At 40.9% G+C, this 19,868-nt stretch carries 22 protein-coding genes; 10 read left to right on the top strand and 12 right to left on the bottom strand.

The genetic code is table 11. The features are described from left to right. Window positions 1-47 precede the first annotated feature (47 nt). The 5 genes from thiW (at window position 48) to ACFQ19_RS03600 (ending at window position 3,642) form a co-directional block, all read left to right on the top strand. Window positions 48-545 carry an energy coupling factor transporter S component ThiW gene (gene thiW, locus ACFQ19_RS03620; RefSeq protein WP_379590662.1) on the top strand — a complete coding sequence of 166 codons (498 nt, stop codon included), beginning with the start codon at window positions 48-50 and terminating at the stop codon, window positions 543-545. Between the two features lie 30 nt (window positions 546-575). Continuing rightward, window positions 576-1,397 carry a bifunctional hydroxymethylpyrimidine kinase/phosphomethylpyrimidine kinase gene (gene thiD / locus ACFQ19_RS03615; protein WP_379590661.1) on the top strand — a complete coding sequence of 274 codons (822 nt, stop codon included), beginning with the start codon at window positions 576-578 and terminating at the stop codon, window positions 1,395-1,397. Beyond that, window positions 1,387-2,172: a hydroxyethylthiazole kinase gene (gene thiM, locus ACFQ19_RS03610; RefSeq protein WP_379590660.1), complete on the top strand. Its 786-nt coding sequence runs from the start codon at window positions 1,387-1,389 to the stop codon at window positions 2,170-2,172. The genes thiD and thiM overlap by 11 nt, the downstream gene beginning before the upstream one ends. Continuing rightward, the gene (gene thiE, locus ACFQ19_RS03605; RefSeq protein WP_379590658.1) at window positions 2,162-2,782 is read left to right on the top strand and encodes a thiamine phosphate synthase; all 621 of its coding nucleotides are present in this window, start codon (window positions 2,162-2,164) and stop codon (window positions 2,780-2,782) included. Before thiM ends, thiE begins: the two co-directional genes overlap by 11 nt. A gap of 113 nt (window positions 2,783-2,895) precedes the next feature. Further along, on the top strand, window positions 2,896-3,642 hold the full coding sequence (locus tag ACFQ19_RS03600) for a hypothetical protein (RefSeq protein WP_379590657.1): 747 nt from the start codon (window positions 2,896-2,898) through the stop codon (window positions 3,640-3,642). A 72-nt stretch (window positions 3,643-3,714) separates the two neighbouring features. On the opposite strand, the gene ACFQ19_RS03595 is transcribed toward ACFQ19_RS03600, so the two are convergent. The 4 genes from ACFQ19_RS03595 to ACFQ19_RS03580 form a co-directional block, all read right to left on the bottom strand. Next, entirely contained in the window at window positions 3,715-5,271 is a 1,557-nt protein-coding gene (locus ACFQ19_RS03595; protein WP_379590655.1) for a BCCT family transporter, read from the bottom strand. Window positions 5,272-5,710: 439 nt separating this feature from the next. Then, window positions 5,711-6,232 (bottom strand): VOC family protein, encoded by a 522-nt coding sequence (locus tag ACFQ19_RS03590; protein ID WP_379590654.1) that lies wholly within the window; start codon window positions 6,230-6,232, stop codon window positions 5,711-5,713. Window positions 6,233-6,391: 159 nt separating this feature from the next. Continuing rightward, a complete protein-coding gene (locus ACFQ19_RS03585; RefSeq protein WP_379590652.1) occupies window positions 6,392-6,805 on the bottom strand; it encodes a MarR family winged helix-turn-helix transcriptional regulator in 414 nt (137 codons plus the stop codon). A gap of 275 nt (window positions 6,806-7,080) precedes the next feature. Then, window positions 7,081-7,902 carry a squalene/phytoene synthase family protein gene (locus tag ACFQ19_RS03580; protein WP_379590650.1) on the bottom strand — a complete coding sequence of 274 codons (822 nt, stop codon included), beginning with the start codon at window positions 7,900-7,902 and terminating at the stop codon, window positions 7,081-7,083. A 195-nt stretch (window positions 7,903-8,097) separates the two neighbouring features. Between ACFQ19_RS03580 and ACFQ19_RS03575 the strand changes: the two genes are divergently transcribed. Continuing rightward, window positions 8,098-9,261, top strand: a complete 1,164-nt coding sequence (locus ACFQ19_RS03575; protein ID WP_379590649.1) for an MFS transporter — start codon at window positions 8,098-8,100, stop codon at window positions 9,259-9,261. A 125-nt stretch (window positions 9,262-9,386) separates the two neighbouring features. Here the strand turns inward: ACFQ19_RS03575 and ACFQ19_RS03570 are convergent, their stop codons facing one another. Next, entirely contained in the window at window positions 9,387-9,581 is a 195-nt protein-coding gene (locus ACFQ19_RS03570; protein ID WP_379590647.1) for a hypothetical protein, read from the bottom strand. Window positions 9,582-9,813: 232 nt separating this feature from the next. Between ACFQ19_RS03570 and ACFQ19_RS03565 the strand changes: the two genes are divergently transcribed. From ACFQ19_RS03565 to thrB, 3 genes are read left to right on the top strand one after another with little or no spacing between them, the layout of a single operon-like run. Then, window positions 9,814-11,109: a homoserine dehydrogenase gene (locus ACFQ19_RS03565; RefSeq protein WP_379590645.1), complete on the top strand. Its 1,296-nt coding sequence runs from the start codon at window positions 9,814-9,816 to the stop codon at window positions 11,107-11,109. Between the two features lies 1 nt (window position 11,110). After that, a complete protein-coding gene (gene thrC / locus ACFQ19_RS03560) occupies window positions 11,111-12,172 on the top strand; it encodes a threonine synthase (RefSeq protein ID WP_379590643.1) in 1,062 nt (353 codons plus the stop codon). Then, window positions 12,169-13,044 carry a homoserine kinase gene (gene thrB / locus ACFQ19_RS03555; RefSeq protein ID WP_379590642.1) on the top strand — a complete coding sequence of 292 codons (876 nt, stop codon included), beginning with the start codon at window positions 12,169-12,171 and terminating at the stop codon, window positions 13,042-13,044. The genes thrC and thrB overlap by 4 nt, the downstream gene beginning before the upstream one ends. Before the next feature lie 68 nt (window positions 13,045-13,112). Here the strand turns inward: thrB and ACFQ19_RS03550 are convergent, their stop codons facing one another. The 6 genes from ACFQ19_RS03550 to ACFQ19_RS03525 form a co-directional block, all read right to left on the bottom strand. Beyond that, window positions 13,113-13,532, bottom strand: coding sequence for a hypothetical protein (locus ACFQ19_RS03550; protein ID WP_379590641.1), 420 nt, complete (start codon window positions 13,530-13,532; stop codon window positions 13,113-13,115). A gap of 210 nt (window positions 13,533-13,742) precedes the next feature. Next, a complete protein-coding gene (argF, locus tag ACFQ19_RS03545; protein ID WP_379590640.1) occupies window positions 13,743-14,699 on the bottom strand; it encodes an ornithine carbamoyltransferase in 957 nt (318 codons plus the stop codon). Window positions 14,700-14,939: 240 nt separating this feature from the next. Continuing rightward, on the bottom strand, window positions 14,940-16,124 hold the full coding sequence (locus ACFQ19_RS03540; protein WP_379590638.1) for a class I SAM-dependent rRNA methyltransferase: 1,185 nt from the start codon (window positions 16,122-16,124) through the stop codon (window positions 14,940-14,942). 10 nt (window positions 16,125-16,134) lie between these two features. Next, window positions 16,135-16,728: a GNAT family N-acetyltransferase gene (locus tag ACFQ19_RS03535; protein WP_379590636.1), complete on the bottom strand. Its 594-nt coding sequence runs from the start codon at window positions 16,726-16,728 to the stop codon at window positions 16,135-16,137. Window positions 16,729-16,747: 19 nt separating this feature from the next. Next, a complete protein-coding gene (locus ACFQ19_RS03530; protein ID WP_379590635.1) occupies window positions 16,748-17,020 on the bottom strand; it encodes a DUF3219 family protein in 273 nt (90 codons plus the stop codon). A 14-nt stretch (window positions 17,021-17,034) separates the two neighbouring features. Further along, window positions 17,035-17,544 carry a GNAT family N-acetyltransferase gene (locus ACFQ19_RS03525; RefSeq protein WP_379590633.1) on the bottom strand — a complete coding sequence of 170 codons (510 nt, stop codon included), beginning with the start codon at window positions 17,542-17,544 and terminating at the stop codon, window positions 17,035-17,037. A gap of 135 nt (window positions 17,545-17,679) precedes the next feature. On the opposite strand from ACFQ19_RS03525, the gene ACFQ19_RS03520 reads away from it, so the two are divergent. After that, window positions 17,680-18,132, top strand: a complete 453-nt coding sequence (locus tag ACFQ19_RS03520; protein WP_379590632.1) for a YaiI/YqxD family protein — start codon at window positions 17,680-17,682, stop codon at window positions 18,130-18,132. Window positions 18,133-18,372: 240 nt separating this feature from the next. Here the strand turns inward: ACFQ19_RS03520 and ACFQ19_RS03515 are convergent, their stop codons facing one another. After that, window positions 18,373-19,788 carry a YfcC family protein gene (locus ACFQ19_RS03515; protein WP_379590631.1) on the bottom strand — a complete coding sequence of 472 codons (1,416 nt, stop codon included), beginning with the start codon at window positions 19,786-19,788 and terminating at the stop codon, window positions 18,373-18,375. Window positions 19,789-19,868: the final 80 nt, after the last annotated feature.

The following is a 19,868-nucleotide window of genomic DNA, read 5'->3' as shown; positions in this document are numbered from 1 at the left end:
ATTTTATAAAGTAGTTCCTTTTTTATTTGTCCAAATAAAAGGAGATGATGAAATTGAAAAATCGCACACGTTTATTAACGATGATGGCTGTTCTCGTAGCTATTGGAACGATTGGCTCTCAATTGCTCTGGTTTCCTGCAGGTGTCGCCAGAGCCTACCCGGTCCAGCATGCCGTTAATGTCATTGCCGCCATTTTGCTCGGGCCGGGTCCCGGAGTAATTGTTGCATTCATGATCAGCTTGCTCAGAAACCTTTTAGGACTGGGAACATTGGTTGCATTTCCCGGAGCGATGATTGGCGCTTTTGTTGCCGGGGTATTGTATAGGAAAACGTATAAATATCCGATGGCGGCCTTAGGAGAAATAATTGGTACTGGCATTATCGGTTCTTTCTTCGCTGTTCCTATCGCTAACTTACTTATGGGAAGTTCTGCAGGAGCTTTTGCCTTTATTCCGCCATTTATTGTAAGCAGTGTTTCCGGTGCATTAATCGGGTGGTTGTTAGTCAGCCGTCTCCCGTCACGCCAATTTTCTTTAACAAAATAAATCTTTTATTCTATGAAGGAGGTTTTTATCATGAAACCGATTCGTTGTGCATTAACCATTGCTGGTACTGATCCTAGCGGCGGTGCTGGTATACAAGCCGATTTAAAAACATTTCAAGAATTAAAAACTTATGGAATGTCTGTGATTACTTCCGTTGTAGCACAAAATACAACAGGAGTCCGCTCCGTTGAGCATATGCCGCTTTCCATGATTGAAGACCAGCTAGACGTCATTATAGAAGATATGCCGATTCATGCGATAAAAACAGGTATGATTGCAAGCAAGCCAATGATGGAATTAATCGTTAAAAAGTTAGAACAAGTCGATGCTCCATATGTTATGGATCCAGTAATGGTCGCTACCAGCGGAGATTCTCTGATAGATGAAGCGGGCCGAAACTATTTACGACAATATCTCCTCCCGTTAACAACCGTTGTAACACCAAATATTCCGGAAGCCGAATTCTTGACCGGATTATCGATTACAACAGAAGAAGATATGAAAGGAGCAGCAAAATATCTTGTTCAAGAATATGGAGTGGATGCTGCTTTAATCAAAGGAGGCCATCTAAAAGGACAAGCAATTGATTTTCTTTATGATGGAAATAACATGCACAGTTATGCTTCTGAGCGTATTGATACGCAAAACACGCATGGAACAGGCTGTACCTATTCTGCTGCTATTGCTGCTTATTTAGGAAAAGGTTATCCGCTCCCAGAAGCAGTGAAGCAGGCAAAAACGTTTGTAACTGCTGCCATTTCAAAATCATTTGAACTCGGAGAAGGAAATGGTCCGACAAACCACTGGGCTATCCGGGAAAATGAAGGGAAGGAGATTATTCATGAATCCTGATATTATCCAGCAAGCCAGAAACAACACCCCGCTTGTTCATCATTTAACCAATCAGGTTGTCGTCAACTTTAGTGCAAATGGTCTGCTTGCTTTTGGCGGCAGCCCGGTGATGGCCAAAGAAATGACAGAAGTCGCAGATATGGCAAAAGCTTCGGATGCAGTTGTTTTAAATATAGGTACAGTTTTAGAAAGTGAAGTTCCTGCAATGATTGCAGCGGGAAAAGTAGCTAACCAAAAAGGGATTCCGGTTGTCCTTGATCCTGTTGGCGTTGCTGCGACCCCATTTCGACAAGAAGTAATCGAAAGAATTTTAAAAGACGTACGCCCAACTGTTATTAAAGGAAATACAGGAGAAATCGCATCCTTGGTTGATACAGACATCCAAATGCGCGGTGTCGATTCTGTCGGCGCGGGAAACGTTGATGACATTGCAGAACAAGCCGGTAAGAAATGGAATACCGCTATCGTGATAACCGGAAAAACAGATGTGATCTATACAGATCAACAACTCATTTACAACCAGACAGGACATCCGCTTCTCGCAAATATTACCGGTTCTGGATGTTTATTAGGATCCGTTATTGCGGCGTGCCTTACTACTTCTTATCCTGTTTCCGAACAGCTTCATGCAGCACTCTGTTTTTACGGGCTTGCTGCAGAACGTGCAGCGGAACAGCCGGATGTAAAAGGTTCAGGAACGTTTTTGCCAAACTTTATCGACGCTTTATCTTGTGCACCAAAACAACTAAATGGAGGCCCGAATGATGACATTTAACCGTAATATCTTAAGAAAATATTTTATTATGGGCAGCCAAAATTGTAACAGAGATCCAGAAGCTGTGTTACAAGAAGCACTCGCCGCCGGTATTACCGCATTTCAATTTCGGGAAAAAGGTAGCGGGTCATTACAAGGCGAAGAAAAACTGCAGCTTGGCAAGCGTTTAAGAGAACAATGCCGTGAATATGAAGTCCCTTTTTTCGTCAATGATGATATAGAGATTGCCGAAGAGTTGGAAGCAGATGGCATACATGTCGGACAGGACGATATGCCTGTAGAAGAAATCCGCGCCAAGTTTCCTGATAAAATCATTGGTTTATCCATATCTACACAAGAAGAATTGGAACAAAGTCCGCTTGATTTGGTGGATTATATCGGAGTCGGTCCTATTTTTGCCACCTCTACCAAGGAAGATGCCAAGAAAGTTGCCGGGCTGGAATGGATTCATACTATCCGAAGGCAATTTTCGGATATCGCCATTGTGGCGATTGGCGGCATTCAGACAGAAAATGCCCGCTCTGCTATCGAAGCAGGCGCTGACGGCGTTTCCTTTATTACGGCAATTACAGAGGCGCAAGATATTCAAGATGCTGTAGATACTTTATAAAAAACATTTTTTCCTTCTGGTTATTCAGCCCATTCTGCTAATTAAGAGGCGCAAACCAGGCAGATGTCTCATATAATGCTCAAGAGCATGAATGAAGGCAGAGGAGGAGAATAATGAATCATTTTCGACCACAGCATCCACACGGAGCGGAAGACAAACAGAATAATCTGCCCGGACAGATGTTAAATAACTATTTCCAGCCAGCGCCGCAATATAATGCTGCCAATGGCTTTTTTCCAGAAAGACCAGAGGGGGAGACAGGCGGACCTGGCAGCTATTATCCGGAACAGCAGCCCGCTCATAACCTGCCCCCTCAACACGGCCAGCAATATCATCCTGCACCAGAGCGAATTGACAGCTTTTTCCCTGGAGCGCCAAATGGGGGAGGAAACGGGAACGGGTTTCCTTTCCAGGATTTTATTACAGAACAACTTCAAGATAATTTGTTTCCCGAACCTGCAAACAATAATGGGAACGGGAATGGAAATGGAGGGCCTCCCCAAAATTGGCCGCCTGCCCCTTCTTTCCCCAATGCGCAGGGCAATGGAAATAATGGATCACCTTATGAACAGCAACCCGACCCGGCAGCAATGGGCGGAATGAACAGCCAGGCTCCTATGAGTCCCCCACCGAACTTTGTACCGCAAAAACAACAGGTGCAAACATTCGCAGTGGATCCAGGAGGTATCAGGCATTGTATGTTCCGTTTCACTTATATCTGGCCAAATCACGGCCGTGGATTCTGGGCCTTCCCGACGTTTTTAGGAAGAAACTCGATTGCCGGTTTTCGTTGGAACGGGTTCCGTTGGGTTTACTTCGGAATGGACTTAAATAGCATTGAATCCTTTCAATGCATGTAACATGTTTCTTGCACACATTAAAAAATGGACAGCTGAAAAGGCATTTGCCTTCGCTGTCCATTTTTATACGTTTTACTTATATGTTTTATCTACTTTTTTGCGCATTTCCCGCTGCCAGACAAGTCCCTGTTCAAGTGCCATTTTCTTGGCAATTTTCGGTGCATTCCAAAGTGGCGGCAAAATCAATAATGATACCGGCACTGCGGAAATAACAATCGAGTTCTGAATCGATGTAATACTATCTTCCCCAATAGAAATAATTGCAGCCGTAAAAGCCCCAAAAAGAACAGCCCAGACAACACGTAACCAACGACTTGGATTATCATGTCCGGATAATGTTGCAGATACTGTATAAGACATGGTATCCGCTGTTGTGGCAACAAATACGATAGATACCAACAGGAATGCAACACCCATCACAACTCCCATTGGCAGTTGATCTGTAATTGCCATAACTGCTGCCGGCATACCGCCTTCTGCTAATGGTCCAGAAACAGATCCTCCATCTTGCATTTCAAAAAAGATTCCGGTTCCGCCGACAATGGAAAACCAAAAATTTGTCACCAATGGCGCTACAATAGATACGGCTATAACCAGTTCACGAATTGTTCTTCCTCTGGAAATACGGCTGATAAATACGATAAGCATCGGTGCATAACCAATAAACCATGCCCAGAAGAAAAGCGTCCATCCTGCCAGCCACTCGCCGTCACCTCGGTAAAACATCATCTCAAATACATTTTGAATATGAACTCCCGTACCGCCGACAAACCCGTCGATTATAAATAGAGTGGGTCCTATAATCAGTACGATAACGCCAAGAAAAATCGTAAATTTTACATTCCAGTTACTAAGATGATAGATGCCTCTGTCGACTCCAGTCGCAGCTGAAATCGCCGCGATAGCAACTAAAACAATCACGACAATAATACTGACGGTCAATGTATTGGGAACATCAAATAAATGATTTAGCCCATACGAAATCTGCAATCCTAAAAAGCCTAATGGCCCCAAGGTTCCTGCTGCGGTTGCAATAACTGAAAATACATCTGCAGCTGTTCCAATAACACTTTTTTCATAAATCTTTTTTCCAAAAATAGGGTATAACAATCCCCGTGGTTTTAAAGGGTACCCTTTCTGATAATGGACATACATCATGACAATCACAGCTAAGGTGCCAAGAATCGCCCATGCGAGAAAGCCCCAATGCATAAAGGATTGCGCAAATCCGCCTTCTATAAAGTTGAATTGTCCTCCGCCGAATAAAGGCGGTGTGTCCATATAATGATACATCGGCTCTGCGGCAGCCCAGAAAACCCCTCCGGCAGCCAGCAGTGTAACTAATATCATAGCCACCCAGCCAAAATAACTGTATTTCGGTTTATCCTGTTTTCCTAATTTTACTTTTCCGTACTTTGATACGGCTAATCCTAAGCCGATAGCGAAGTTAAGGAATAAAAGTATTTGCCAATAAGCGCCGAACCAATCAGCAGAATAGGTAAATAATGTATTCACTGCATTATCCACCATATCACTGTTAATTAGTGATAATATGATAAATAGAACTAAAAACCCTCCACTGATATAAAAGACCGGCCAATCTAAACCTTTCCCCTTCTCTGACTTCACATTTTACCTCCTGTTTTGTATAAGCGTCTACAACACCTTAAAATGGCATTATAGACCAGAATAAAAGTCAGTACTATACATACTTGACAAACTTTCATCCTCTTACTTGTTTTTTAACACATATTTTCATATTATAGTTTCGTGCATGGAACAACACAACTATCAATTGAAGCATCTATTCAACGAATAATCGCGAATATAGAAGTATACCCTAATTAAATTTTCTCAAACCCTTCTCACCCCCAAAAATAAGAAAATTTCACACTATAAGGTGTTTACAGTAAAAAATGGTTCCAACCATTCTTTTGGATGATTAGAACCATTTTCCAGTGAATTGAAGTTAGTTATATCCCATCTTCATTAATTAGCTTTCGTAGCAGTTATTACATATATAAAGGCATCCACAAAAGATTACAGAAATGAAGTCGCACCTTTATTTTTATGGTGTAAATCTTTTGGTTTCACTATCTTCAGGATAATCTAATTGATTCGGATCGTAGCTTATCAACTCAATTAGCATACCCCACGGTGCACGACCATAAACAAAATGCCCCGTTCCTTTCTCCACATCACCTAATAGCTCGCCAGGCTCTGTTAATAATTCTCCGCCAGCTTCAACAAAATGTGCAGCTGTTTGCCAAATATCATCCACATAGAATGCAAAGTGCTGCACGCCCAAATCAGAGGCAATAACAGGTTCTCTTTGTTCCGTATCTTTATAATGAAAAAGTTCTAAATTAGAACCATTATCAAAAAATAGAATACGTATGTGAATCACCTTCGCACCTTTTTTTAGACCTAATGTTTTTTCGACAGCTTCTCCCTGCTGCGGTTCATCGCCTAATTTCTTATTATCATAAGCAATTTTTGCATGAAACACTTTTTTGAAAAATGTTGTAGCTTCTTCAATATCCGGTACTGTAATTCCTACATGGTCAATACCACGTGTCAACTTTACCATGATATGATTGCTCCTTTCATTCCATGCATCCAAACATGTATATCAGCTTACATTATTGACGCGCATACATATTAAATCCATGTGATTTCAAAGTCAAACGATAAAAGATTTCAAATGCAAACAGTTCGTCTGACGTATTTGTAATCAATTATCTCCTTCTTATTCAACAAGCCTTTTTATATTTTGCATGTCTTTCTCGCTCATTTGTTTCTGCAAACTGGCACTAATCAGCGACTGCATCTCTTCCGTATATTGTTCTCCTTTTGGAAGAAGAAGAATATCCACAGATCGTTTATCTTTGCCATCTTTTTGACGCTCCACCAACGGCTCTCCCCGGTATTGTTCCAATCTTGTAACTAAACGCGATAAAGCGCTGTGACTTAAACCTACTTTGGGGACTAATTCGGATAAGCGCATCTTCTTTTGTTCTGATTGTGCTAAATAATACATAAGATAAAATTCTTTTATTCCTAATTGGTATTGGTCTTGAAGTGTGAAATCCATAGCCTTCAGTATACGATCGTAGTATTTGGACAAATGAATCCATGCATAAAACAACTCATTATTATTCATGATGATAACCCTTTCTAAACTCATGGTTCGGTTATTAGTATACCATAAACTACACTGCATGTATGCGCACACAAATAAAAAGAAAAAACCATGGCGAAACGTTTTAATGCAGCCGGCGCAGATGTTTTCCTATATCAAGCTTGGAGAAAAATCTCCCGGCGATTATAAACCGTAATACATCGGGGATATCAGGTTCCTTTTTTATCACCAGAAAAAAGGAACCTTTTCTTCCATCACGGGGAATATTTAAATCACATTACGTTTTTGCTATCCTTTTAGGAATTAATGATTCTATCCACCGTCTCTTCCACTTCATCCCTGGACATTTTTTCTTTACCGCTTTTTAAGGCATTTAATGTTTTATGGGCAAGTGCCAGCGGAATCTGACAGAACAGCAGGATATTCTTCGTGGAGATTTGTGTCATATACTGATCTGCTTTTTGCAAGTTTGCTTCGGCATAAGCAAACATCTCTTTTTTAGACCAGTCATCTGGGAAGAACCCTACTCCACGTTCTGCATCTTCGTCCACATTGCGTAATATATTCACAGCCTGCAATCCCCGGCCATAACCAATAGCTAAATCACGGTCTGTCTCCGTGCCGTCATACCAATTCCAAATATCAGATAACATCACGCCTACAAGGCCTGCTACATAATATGTATACTCGTCTAAGTCTTCTTTTGTTTGCACATGCCAGTCCTTTTCCACCCATTTCGCCATTCCTTCTGCCATTTCACTTGTGGAATCTTTGACTCTTCGTTCAATATCATCCGGGCAGAATGCAACCCAATCTGCTAAGCGTAATGTGACTTCCGGCAATTCTTTTTCATAAGGAGCCACCAATTGATCATAAGCGTTTCGATTAAATACTGATTCCTTTAATAATTGGCTTGTCTCCATTAATAAATGCTGCTTTATTTCCGCATCCATTTCCTCATGATCTTCTATTTCATCAACAGCACGCATGCAGAGGTAAGCCGAACCAACCGTTTTCCGCAACGTTTTGTTCAACAGTTTGATGGGGATATAAAATGTTCTGCTCGTCTGTTTCAAAACCTTCATTGCATCTTTTTCCAGTGTTGCTTTATTACTCACCCAAAACGCCTCCTTATTTTTCATGCGATACATATAAGTATAACAAATAAGTGTCTTTTTTTCCTTTAAAAATGCTGAATTCACATTAAAAATTCACTAAAACTACTTGTGCAAGCTCTTTACTTTGAGCTATGATAATACTTAGTGTTTGAAAATGATAGATGACAAGATAATTATAGATAAGGCGTGTGTGTTATGAATAAAGGTGTGTATTTACTGATGACCATTTCCTTTGTTGTTGGAATGGTTGAATTAATTATTGGCGGTATTCTTGATTTAGTAGCAGCTGATTTAAATGTATCTTTAGGAAAAGCAGGTTTATTAATTACGATTTTCTCGCTCGTTTTTGCGATTGCCTCCCCTATTCTGCTTTATTTAACCGCCTCAGTAGAACGTAAAAAGCTGACGATTATTTCTTTATTCATCTTTTTACTGGGAAATATAATTGCTATATTTAGTTTGAACTATACAATGATTTTTATTAGCAGAATTATTTCTGCAGCGAGTGCTTCTTTATTAATCGTACTCTGCACAATGATGGCTTCCTCCATTGTTAAACCTGCCTACCGCGGACGTGCTATTGGCATCGTAAGCATGGGAGTGAGCGGATCACTGGTTTTTGGAATCCCATTTGGTTTAATCCTCGGCGAGTCGTTCGGCTGGCGTGCACCATTTGTACTCATTGCTTTCTTAACGGTTGCTTCTATTATATGTGTGCATTTCTTTATGCAGCGCATTCCTTCTGTAGAAAAACCTTTACCGATAACAACACAGTTGAAATTGATCCGAAATCCAAAGATTCTTTTCATTTTGTTGACGACATTTTTTGTTTTAGCCGGACATACCACGTTATACGGCTATTTGAATCCATTCGTAAAAGACTTTATGGAGCTGGATGGCATTTGGTTAAGTGCTGTTTATCTGATTTTCGGTATATCAGCTGTCAGCGGCGGCGGTGCCGGGGGAACATTATCCGATTTATTCGGACCGAAACGAACGATTCTCAGCGCGGTTATTTTATTTGTGGCTACGATTTTAATCATACCTGTTTCGTCATTCCACGTTGTCTTATTCCTCGTTGTGCTGATTTTATGGGGAATGCTCAGCTGGGCTGTTTCCCCGCCTGTCCAAAGTTATTTGATTGAAACGTCTCCGCAAAATTCAAGCATTCTGGTCAGCTTAAATAATTCTGCCCTGCATTTAGGAATTGCCGTCGGATCATTCGCAGGCAGTGTTGTTATTGAAATGGCAAGTGTGGATAAGAATGCGTACGTCGGCGGAGCAATTGTCTTTTTAGGATTGATTACAGCATGCATCGCGCTTAAAGGATATAAGCGGCCGCCGGTTACTGCAGATTAAATAGGTCCCCTGAGCAGAACCGGGCGACTTCCTTATACATTTTGTGATCACCGCCGGAAGGTTTCTCCTGCTAACCTTCCGGCGGTTTTTTTATGCTGTTGTTTGGAACAAAAAAGTACCCCTGGTCAGGATATGTTTTCTTTCTCACTACGTACATTTTTCTCTCTTTTGATAACAGCTCTTCTGTACATCACAATGGGAATCAGCCCCAAAATAAGACCGGCAAGCGCTCCTGTTTCTATTCTGGCAAAACTGTACCCTATCCCGGCACCTAAGCTTAAACAAACCATAAATAATGCTCCGAGATGATAGATTCGCATCGTTTCATCCCCTTTTTTTCTATTATATGAAAAAGACAGGGAAACGTCCGAAATTGTTGAGCCGAGTTTACGACATTTTTTAAATAGGATGATTTTTCGCTTGCTTATTCTAATGCAAAAGAAAGCGATTTCGCATATCGGCGCTTGTCTATTCTAAAAATTCGCTATTGCCTTACTTCCTGTTTCATGTTTAAATAAATTAAATATACAATAGAAGCATAGAGGTGATAAGATGGAAGATAAGGTTTCAGTAGGATTATTAGGTCTTGGCGTTGTTGGTTCGGGCGTTATCCACCTGATTGAAGATCATCAGGAAAAACTAGCCCACCAACTTGGCTGTAAAGTCGAAGTGGTTAAAGCGCTCGTGCGTAATATGGAAAAGGCACGGGATATTGATGTAGATGAAAGCATTTTAACAACAAATTCCGACGAGGTACTGGAAAATCCAGATATTGATCTCGTCATTGAGGTTATGGGCGGAATTGATCATACGAAAGAATATATTTTAAAAGCTTTCTCCAATAAAAAACACGTTGTTTCTGCTAACAAAGACTTAGTCGCTGTTCATGGTCCTGAACTGCAGAAGACAGCAGTAAAAAATAATTGTGATTTTTATTATGAAGCAAGTGTTGCCGGCGGTATACCTATTCTCCGCGGAATTAACGAGGGGCTGTCCTCCGATCATATTCAAAAAATTATGGGGATTGTTAATGGGACAACCAACTTTATTTTAACGAAAATGGACGAAGAAGGCGTTAGCTATGAAGATGCCCTTGCCGAGGCGCAGCGCCTGGGTTTTGCTGAAGCAGATCCAACATCAGATGTGGAAGGATTAGATGCCGCCCGGAAAATGGCTATCCTTGGCCGTCTAGCGTTCTCTACACCTGTCGATTTACAAGACGTTGTTATCGAAGGTATTCATGGTATTGATTTAACAGATCTCCGCTATGCTTCCCAGCTGGGATATACAATGAAACTTATCGGTTTTGCCAACTTTTTCGACCATGAATTAGAAGTGAGTGTAGAGCCTACCCTGTTGGCCAAAAATCACCCGCTGGCAAGTGTTAAAAATGAATATAATGCGGTGTATGTTTATGGAGAAGCAGTCGGAGAAACGATGTTTTATGGACCGGGAGCAGGAAGCCTGCCGACAGCGACAGCGATTTTATCCGACGTTGTTGCCGCAATCAAAGCAATGCGCTTGGGTGTATCCGGAAATCAGTCCAACGATATGCAATTTCCAAAAACACTCCGTCCAAAAGAGAAACAGCATGGTCAGTATTATGTCCGCTTATGTGTAGCAGATAAGACTGGCGTTTTCTCAGAAATTTCATCAATTTTTCACGCTCAAGATATCAGCTTTCAACGCATATTGCAGACACCTGTAGATGAAAAAGAATCTGCTGAAATTGTTTTAGTGACACATGATACACCATACTACCAATTTGAACAAGTACTGCAACAATTGGAATCGTTTGATGCAGTTAACGAGATAAAAAGCTACTATAGAGTAGAAGGAGATGCATAAGATGGTTTGGAAAGGTCTGATTGAAGGATATCGTGATTTACTTCCCGTCACAGATAAAACACCTGCTTTAACATTATTTGAAGGGAATACTCCTCTTTTTCATTTTCCAAATCTGTCAGAGGAATTGGGAATTGAACTATATGGAAAATTTGAAGGGTTAAATCCGACCGGATCCTTTAAAGATCGGGGAATGGTTATGGCTGTTGCCAAAGCAATAGAAGAAGGCTCAAACGCTGTTATTTGTGCATCTACCGGAAATACCTCTGCTTCTGCAGCTGCTTATGCAGCGCGTGCAGGCTTGCGTGCGATTATCGTAATCCCGAAAGGAAAAATTGCGCTTGGCAAACTCGCTCAGGCTGTGATGTACGGCGCTGAGATTGTGGAAATAGAAGGCAATTTTGACCAGGCATTGCAGCTTGTCCGCAAGATTAGTGAAGAATCAGCGATTACGTTGGTAAACTCCGTCAATCCGTACCGTTTAGAAGGTCAAAAGACAGCGGCGTTTGAAGTTTGTGAGCAGCTGAGAGAAGCACCGGATATTCTGGCAATTCCGGTTGGTAACGCAGGCAATATCAGCGCCTACTGGAAAGGTTTTAAAGAATACAGCACCTCAAAAGGAACTGCGCTTCCAAAAATGTTCGGATTTGAAGCAGAAGGTGCAGCTGCCATTGTCAGTAATGAAGTGGTGAAAGAGCCAGAAACAGTAGCTACAGCAATCCGTATTGGAAATCCGGCTAGCTGGGAACTCGCTGTCCAGGCCAGACAGGAGTCTGATGGCATGATTGGTTCTGTCACCGATGATGAAATTGTTTCTGCATTTAAGCTGCTTCCAAGTAAGGAAGGTGTTTTTGCAGAGCCAGGTTCTGCAGCTTCCATTGCCGGTATCATCCAGCAGGTGAAAGCTGGTACCATTCCACAAGGCAGTAAAGTTGTAGCTGTATTGACTGGGAATGGATTAAAAGACCCGCAAACAGCTATTGACCAATTAACTATTGATCCTGTTACACTGCCAAATGATGAAACAGCTATCCTTGACTATTTAGGAAAGATGATTACATCATGATCCCTTTTCGCATTTCTGTACCAGCAAGCAGCGCTAATCTAGGCCCTGGATTTGACTCCATGGGTCTGGCATTAGGTCTGTATATTCATTTAGATGTAGCGGATTCGGATAAACAAGCTTTTTTCGCTCATGGTTCTTCGGAATCTGAGGAAAATCATTTTATTTGGAATATCTCCAAACAGGTGGCAGAAAGATACGGGGTAACGCTACCTTCTTGCAGCGTGCAGGAAACAAGTGAAATTCCGCTGGCCAGAGGCTTAGGAAGCAGTGCTTCAGCTATTGTTGCGGGAATTGAGCTGGCTAATCAGCTTGGAAATCTACAGTTAACCGATGAGCAGAAACTTGCATTCGGAACAGAGCTGGAAGGGCATCCTGATAATATTGCTCCGGCTATATTTGGCGGTTTAACGATTTCTACGATGCTGGAAGATGACATTCCTTCTGTGCGTTTACATGATATTGATTTAGATATCATTGCATACATTCCGGAAGTAGAACTGAAAACGGAAGTTGCCAGGGATTGCCTGCCAGATACATATGAACGCAATTATGCAGCCAGAGCCAGTGCAATGAGTAATATCGTTGTAGCAGCACTTTACTCCAAGGATTATGCATTATTTGGAAAAATGCTGGAAAATGATTTATTTCATGAACCTTTTCGCAAGGTGCTGATTTCGCATTTTGATTTGATTCGGGAAAATGCAAAAATGCTTGGGGCCTATGGTACAGCCTTAAGCGGAGCCGGGCCAACCATGCTTTCCTTTGTGCCAAAAGGAAACGGAGAAGCAGTGAAACAGGAAATGGCAAAACAACTTGAAGGTTATCAAGTAAAGCTTTTGAAGATTGATACAAAAGGGGTTTCTATTTCATAAAGTTGTAAAGTTATATGATATACGGAGCAAAAAATGTGCAAGCGGAGATGGGAGACGCTTGCACATTTTTATATGATGTCATTGTAAATGAGCCCCTGCTCTTCATCATTTTGAATATCAATGATTTTCAAACGATTATCCTCTTTAACAAAGACAGTTTTATAATATTTTTCTCCATTTATTTCATAAAACATAACGCGGGATCCTGGGTTATCTGTTTCGACTATAACGTCATACGTGCCCTCTTCAATCTGTCCTTCAATTACTTCCTGCTCTTCATATTCATAAGCGGAGTCTGCATTTTCGTTCGCAGCAGTTTCATTATCCGGTTCCTCAGAAACGTCGCCGGCTATGTCTGATTCATTTTCTTGCGTTGTTTCTCCGCTCTCGTCATTTTGATTATTTACTTCTTGCTCTGTATCAGATTGACAAGCGCTGATGATAGTTAATAGAAGTAATAATCCGATGAGCTGCAGTGATTTTTTCATGTTAATCGCCTCCTCCTCTGATTCATTTCCTTTTTTAACCGGATTAAAACGTATCAAGATGATATATTGTTTAACCGCTTCTTTTAAGAAAACAGGTCTGTATTGTCATTATCCTGGAACCAGAGCTTTTCATACTCATACATATAAAACAATAAAAAAAGCAGGAAAAGCCAAATAATGGATTTCCCTGCTTCTTTTATGGACATGACATTATCCCATCAATGCTGTCATCAAAGCTTTTTGTGCATGCAGACGGTTTTCAGCCTGCTGGAACACAACCGAATGTTCTCCGTCAATAACTTCCGCTGTCACCTCTTCTTCGCGATGCGCTGGCAGACAATGCATAAAGGTAACATCCGATTTTGCATGAGCGAGCAGCGCTTCATTCACTTGAAATTTCTGAAATTCTTGTTCACGTTGGTTTTGTTCTGATTCTTGTCCCATACTTGCCCATACATCTGTATAAACCACATCCGCATCCTTCACAGCATCAACCGGGTCATTATTCCATTCAATCGTTGCACCATGTTCCGATGCAAATTGTTTCGCTGTTTCGGTAATCTGTTCTTCCGTCTTATATTTATCCGGTGTTGCGATGACAATATGCATCCCCATTTTTGCAGCGCCAATCATTAACGAATGCGCCATGTTATTCCCGTCACCGATATAAACGATTTTTTGCCCTTTCAGCGACCCTTTTACTTCTTTTATCGTCTGTAAATCAGCTAATACCTGGCATGGATGATAAAGATCCGTCAAGCCATTGATGACAGGGATACTTGCATGTTTCGCCAGCTCCTCTACATCATCCTGGTTATAAGTACGAATCATAATGCCATCTAAATACCCGGATAACACCTGTGCCGTATCTGCAATGGTTTCTCCTCTGCCGATTTGAATATCACTCGAATTTAAGAAAATCCCTAATCCTCCAAGCTGATATATTCCCGCTTCAAAAGATACACGCGTTCTAGTGGATGATTTTTCAAAAATCATGCCTAATGTTTTCCCTTTTAACGGTTCAAAAATGATACCTTCTTTACTTTGCTTTTTTTGATAATCTGCCAAGTCGATTAAATATTCAATTTCGTCTTTTGTATAGTCTGCAAGTGTTAAAAAGTCGCGGTTCTTTAACTCCTGCTGAAATTGGATTTGATTTACTGTCATACACGAACACCCTTTCCAAAAAGTAGTTACGTATTATTATGCAATAAAAAGAATAATTATACAAGTATTTTTTTAGATTTTTTCTACATTTAAATTTCACTAATGTAGAAAAAGAGCAGGCATACGTTCTATTTCTTTTTTGCTACCAACATATTAAAAAACAGCCAAAACGCGAATGCTCATGCGAATTGACTGTTTTGATTTCGTTTTGCGAATAGGGTGGATTGTAGATCGAGCAACTTAATCCTTCACCTGAAGCACTGCCACTTTCAAATAATCTCCTTGCTTAAAATGTTTATCCACTGCAAAATCGCCGGGAAGCGAGAACTCTTCCAAGATAGTATATTGCTTTTGTTTTGCCTGGAAACCGCGCAGAATCATATCTTTGAACTTCTTCATGCCGAACGAAGCCGTGTTCGTGGAAGCAATAATGACACCGTTTTTTTCCAGCAAGTCAATCGCATTTTCAATCAGTTCTGGATAATCTTTCGCCGTCCGGAACGTTCTTTTCTTAGAACGCGCAAAGCTCGGTGGATCAAGAACCACCACATCAAATCGTAATTGCTTCCGTTTTGCATATTTAAAATAATCAAATACATCCATCACGATAATATCCTGCTGTTCAAAATCAATGTCATTGATACTGAATTGTTCAATGGTTTTGTGTTTGCTGCGTTTGGCTAAATCAACACTGGTCGTTTTGTCTGCACCGCCTAATGCAGCTGCAACGGAAAAAGCACCAGTATAGGAAAAGGTATTTAATACATGTTTTTCCTTCGCATATTTGTCCCGCAACGCTTTTCGGACATCACGCTGATCTAAGAAAATACCGACCATCGCTCCATCATTCAGATAAACAGCATAGTTCATGCCATTTTCCTTCACAATCAGCGGGAACGCTCCTCTTACACCTTTAACAAAGTCATCATCTTCGACATATTGCCCTTTTGTATCAAAACGTTTTTTTTCATAAATTCCCTGATAATCACCCAGTTCGTCAAAAACCTGGATGACCCAGTTTTTAAACGCATAAATCCCTTCACTGTACCATTGCATCACATAGTACCCATCAAAATAGTCAATGATTAAGCCGCCAATTCCGTCTCCTTCCCCATTGAACATGCGAAAGGCGGTTGTTTCTTCATCTTGATAATAGGAACGGCGTTTATTCATTGCAGTGAGAAGTTTCTGTTTAAAGAAAGCCTGATTAATCGTGTCTGTCTGCTTCCATGTCAGCACCCAGCCCATCCCTTTATTTTGGCGTCCTGTATACGCCTGCGCGAGAAATTCTCCTTGCTGTGTGTACAGCGCAATGATTTCTCCTTCCTGTAGTTTCTGAGCCCCTTCAATCGCTTCTTCTAAAATCAATGGGTTTTGCTGCTTCATATTTTTTACATAGGCTTGTTTTACTTTTACTCGCTTCATTCCTTCACCCTTATTTCTCATCTATTATAGGATCTTCAATCACTGCAAAAATACAGGTATCTCTCAGTTCCCCATTTTCTTCTATAACGTCATTTCTTAAGATTCCTTCCAACTCAAATCCGGCTCGTTCAGCCACTGCTTTGCTTTTCATATTTCGGGGGTCACACCGGATTTCCACACGATTTGCTTGCAACTCCCGGAATGCAAAAGTAGTCAATCCTGTTACTACTTCTGTGACGTAGCCATTTCCACGATGTTTTGTATCAACCCAATAACCAATCTCAAATTTCCGTACATCCCAATTGATACGGTGAAGCCCTGTAGAAATCACAAATTCTCCCGTTTCTTTGTCAAAGGCGTGAAATCGTAAATCTTCCCGAGAAAGAAAGTTCAGATAAGCTTCTTTTGTTGTCTTTTGTACATCTATCTCTGTCTGTTCTTTTCGCGCAAACGGCAGCCATGGTCTCAACTCATTGATAGATGCCTGCATTGCCGTATAAATCTGCTTCCAATCTTCTGGCTTTGGAGAACGAATGGTTAATCGTTCTGTTTCAAATTGATCCGGAAACGTTAAAAGCAATGGTTCCTCCACTATTGTGCACATCCTCTCCGTGCCTGCCTATTTATTTTTCACGCAACTTTAAGTAAAATTCGCTTGTATTGCCTTTTTCATATAAATTTGTTGTGGATGTAGCGTACTCCAAGATGGTTGCAGAAAAAGACAAAGATTTTTCAGGAATAGATACGTCAAAATCATTTTTATACAGAAGTGATGTCACATCATGATATGTTTCACTGGTTACATCAAATGAAAAGGCAACCTGTTTCTTATGATTCACTTCTGATACTTCCACATTTCTTCCATCCAATACTTCTTCGTTGATTTGAATTTCCATGTATACATTCCTCCTTAGTCTAATCCTACATGCGGACTGCGGCGCTCCACAAGTACAACGTCTCGCCACCTGCCGTCTTCCATCTGTCCAATCTTTTCACGAATACCAACCCGTCGAAAACCCATCTTTTCGTGCAATTTCAGGCTCCCTATATTTTCTGGAAAGATTTCGGATTGCAGTGTCCATACCCCTGCTTCTTCACTTGCTTCCATCAGTGCCTGCATCAACTTTGTACCAATACCTTTTCCCATGCTGTCTTTATGCAGATAAATACTTATCTCAGCCACTCCCTGATAAGCTTCTCTGGCAGAGATAGGCAATAACGCTGCCCAGCCGAGCATATGCTCATCCTCCCGGACAACTAACCTGCATTCCGATAAATGAGCGCGATTCCAATCCTCCCAAGTCTTCCAATCCGGTTCATTTATTTCAAAGGTCGCGTTTTGTGTTTCCATGCCGTGATAATAGATTTCCAAAACCTGTTCCCAATCTGCCGGCTTCATCTGTTCAATAACATAACACATACATGCAAACTCCTTTTCACGGTAAATAGTGATTTATATCTTACATGGTTTTCGCAGGGAATTCCAGTGGATAAGACAAGTTCTACAGCAATCTGCTACAATATATTAAAAAACGTACATAAAGGAAGTGAATGCATGAAAGTCTACGTCGATGCTGATGCCTGTCCTGTCAAAAATACAATCATACAAGAAGCAGGTAAAAAGAATATCTCGGTTATTCTGGTTACGAGTATCTCCCATTTTTCATTACAAGAATATCCTTACTGGGTGGAGACCATTTATGTAGATACCGGTGCAGATGCTGCAGATTACCGGATTATGAAGCTTGTGGAAAAAGGAGATATAGTAATAACGCAGGATTATGGACTTGCTTCTCTCGCGCTGGCAAAAGGATGCCATGTCCTGCATCATAAAGGGTTCGCTTATACGAATAATAATATTGACCAACTGCTGCAATCCCGTTATTTAAGTGCGAAAGAGCGACGGAGCGGAAAACACACCAAAGGCCCAAAAGCATTAACCGAAGAAGACCGGGAGAAGTTTCTCGAACTTTTTCAAAAATATTTATCGCAGTGTAACTGGCTGTAAGACTCCCACTTCAAGAAATGAGTGAAAATTTTATTTCTAAGTGGGAGATTCAACAGCCAGTAACGGCCCGATTCGTTCAACTAACAATCAGTGGGGGATAAAAAGAAAACCCCCACTGATTGAAGTTTCACTTTATAAAAAAATCCTTATAATCAGGAAATGACAAGTCTCTGCCAACTTCTGATTATAAGGAAGTTCCATCATCTTAATAAACTTTGATTATATACCATTAAAATCCGCTTAAATCGATCCGCCCCAGCCAATTAAATGACTGATCACCAAAGCAATCCAAGACACAACAAGAGCCATCATGACAAACGGAAAAATATAACGAATCCACCTGCCATAAGGCACCTTACACAAACCGAGCATCGCCATTAAACCGCCTAAGGTCGGTGAAAATATATTGGTAATACCATCGCCGATTTGGAATGCCAAGATAGTCGTTTGCCGTGTAATGTCTAACATGTCCCCAACAGGAATCATAATTGGCAATGTAACTAATGCCTGGCCGCTGCCGCTTGGAATAAAAATATTAATAATCGACTGGGAAATAGTCATGAATACGGCAGCCAGCGTTGTTGGTAAACCTTCCATCACAGAAACAAGCCCATGAGCAATCGTATCACTGATATTGCCTTGGTTCATGACCACTTGAGTCGCCATGGCAACACCGATCAAAATAGCTGCTAATGCGCTGGGTTCAAGTGCTTTTGAAAAAGCTTCCGCAATTTGATTGGCATTCATACCTGCAATAATCCCGCAGGCAATACCGATCATAAGAAATATCGCTGCAACTTCATTAATATACCAGTCATTCATAAATATTCCTGTCAGCATGACCACAAATCCTGCAATCACCACAAGTAGCATCGCAATATCTTTTTTGCGCATCCGATAGGATTCAAGCGGCTGGCTCAATTTCATATCCTGTGTATCAATACCATATGCCAAACTATGTTTCTGGTCTTGTAATATCTTTTTAAAATATCGAATATTATAATAGGCTAATAAAGATAAAACGATAACCACCAAAATACTTCTTAAAAACCATCCTGAATATAGCGGCATTTCTGCTATTCGATGTCCTACCCCCAGCGTATAAGGATTGAATGGAGAGAGACCAAATCCGACAAGTACTCCTCCTATTCCAATACCCGCACCAAGTACAGCATCACCGCCTATGGAAACACTTAATAAAACAGCGATTGGAATAAGGGCAATATTATTTTCAAGCCCGACAAACATCCCAAAAAATCCATAGACAAATGTCATAATCGCAACAATAAGGAAACGTCGTTTTAATCCGACTTTGCGAACCAGTGTACCGACTGTATTTTCAAGCATCCCCGTCCTTTCCAAAAGCCCGAACATCATAGCTGCGGCAAAAGTAATAAAGACGATATCAGCCATTTCCCGGAATCCTTCAGGGATTGCCGTAAATAAGTCCATGATACCGACCGGGTTGTTCTCTATGTATTGAAATGAATCAGGAACCGTTCGAGTAGTCCCGTCTATCGTCTCTCTTTCATAAGAGCCGGATGGTATTATATAGGTCAAAACAGCCGCTGCAACAACAATAAAAAACAACAACGCCAGCGGATGCGGAATGCGATCCAATAGTTTTTTCTTTTCTTTATCGTGATTCTTCTTCATATTTACGCTCCTCTTGCTTTTAAATAAGTATATCCGTTATTTCTAACGCTTTTCAGAAATCTCTCCTCCTTGCTATGTAA

This window comes from Oceanobacillus locisalsi (assembly GCF_042675985.1).
GTDB lineage: Bacteria > Bacillota > Bacilli > Bacillales > Amphibacillaceae > Oceanobacillus > Oceanobacillus locisalsi.
This window is presented reverse-complemented; position numbering and strand designations above follow the sequence as displayed.

Excerpts from the sequence above, each read along its gene's own strand:
- ACFQ19_RS03535 (WP_379590636.1), bottom strand. The coding sequence starts at position 16,728 with ATGTGCACAATAGTGGAGGAACCATTGCTTTTAACGTTTCCGGATCAA.
- thiW (WP_379590662.1), top strand. The coding sequence starts at position 48 with ATGAAATTGAAAAATCGCACACGTTTATTAACGATGATGGCTGTTCTC.
- ACFQ19_RS03525 (WP_379590633.1), bottom strand. The coding sequence starts at position 17,544 with ATGTGTTATGTTATTGAACAGATGAAGCCGGCAGATTGGGAACAGGTT.
- thrB (WP_379590642.1), top strand. The coding sequence starts at position 12,169 with ATGATCCCTTTTCGCATTTCTGTACCAGCAAGCAGCGCTAATCTAGGC.
- ACFQ19_RS03575 (WP_379590649.1), top strand. The coding sequence starts at position 8,098 with ATGAATAAAGGTGTGTATTTACTGATGACCATTTCCTTTGTTGTTGGA.
- thiM (WP_379590660.1), top strand. The coding sequence starts at position 1,387 with ATGAATCCTGATATTATCCAGCAAGCCAGAAACAACACCCCGCTTGTT.
- ACFQ19_RS03550 (WP_379590641.1), bottom strand. The coding sequence starts at position 13,532 with ATGAAAAAATCACTGCAGCTCATCGGATTATTACTTCTATTAACTATC.
- ACFQ19_RS03520 (WP_379590632.1), top strand. The coding sequence starts at position 17,680 with ATGAAAGTCTACGTCGATGCTGATGCCTGTCCTGTCAAAAATACAATC.
- thrC (WP_379590643.1), top strand. The coding sequence starts at position 11,111 with ATGGTTTGGAAAGGTCTGATTGAAGGATATCGTGATTTACTTCCCGTC.
- ACFQ19_RS03530 (WP_379590635.1), bottom strand. The coding sequence starts at position 17,020 with ATGGAAATTCAAATCAACGAAGAAGTATTGGATGGAAGAAATGTGGAA.
- ACFQ19_RS03600 (WP_379590657.1), top strand. The coding sequence starts at position 2,896 with ATGAATCATTTTCGACCACAGCATCCACACGGAGCGGAAGACAAACAG.
- ACFQ19_RS03515 (WP_379590631.1), bottom strand. The coding sequence starts at position 19,788 with ATGAAGAAGAATCACGATAAAGAAAAGAAAAAACTATTGGATCGCATT.
- ACFQ19_RS03565 (WP_379590645.1), top strand. The coding sequence starts at position 9,814 with ATGGAAGATAAGGTTTCAGTAGGATTATTAGGTCTTGGCGTTGTTGGT.
- thiE (WP_379590658.1), top strand. The coding sequence starts at position 2,162 with ATGACATTTAACCGTAATATCTTAAGAAAATATTTTATTATGGGCAGC.
- ACFQ19_RS03590 (WP_379590654.1), bottom strand. The coding sequence starts at position 6,232 with ATGGTAAAGTTGACACGTGGTATTGACCATGTAGGAATTACAGTACCG.
- argF (WP_379590640.1), bottom strand. The coding sequence starts at position 14,699 with ATGACAGTAAATCAAATCCAATTTCAGCAGGAGTTAAAGAACCGCGAC.
- thiD (WP_379590661.1), top strand. The coding sequence starts at position 576 with ATGAAACCGATTCGTTGTGCATTAACCATTGCTGGTACTGATCCTAGC.
- ACFQ19_RS03585 (WP_379590652.1), bottom strand. The coding sequence starts at position 6,805 with ATGAATAATAATGAGTTGTTTTATGCATGGATTCATTTGTCCAAATAC.
- ACFQ19_RS03540 (WP_379590638.1), bottom strand. The coding sequence starts at position 16,124 with ATGAAGCGAGTAAAAGTAAAACAAGCCTATGTAAAAAATATGAAGCAG.
- ACFQ19_RS03570 (WP_379590647.1), bottom strand. The coding sequence starts at position 9,581 with ATGCGAATCTATCATCTCGGAGCATTATTTATGGTTTGTTTAAGCTTA.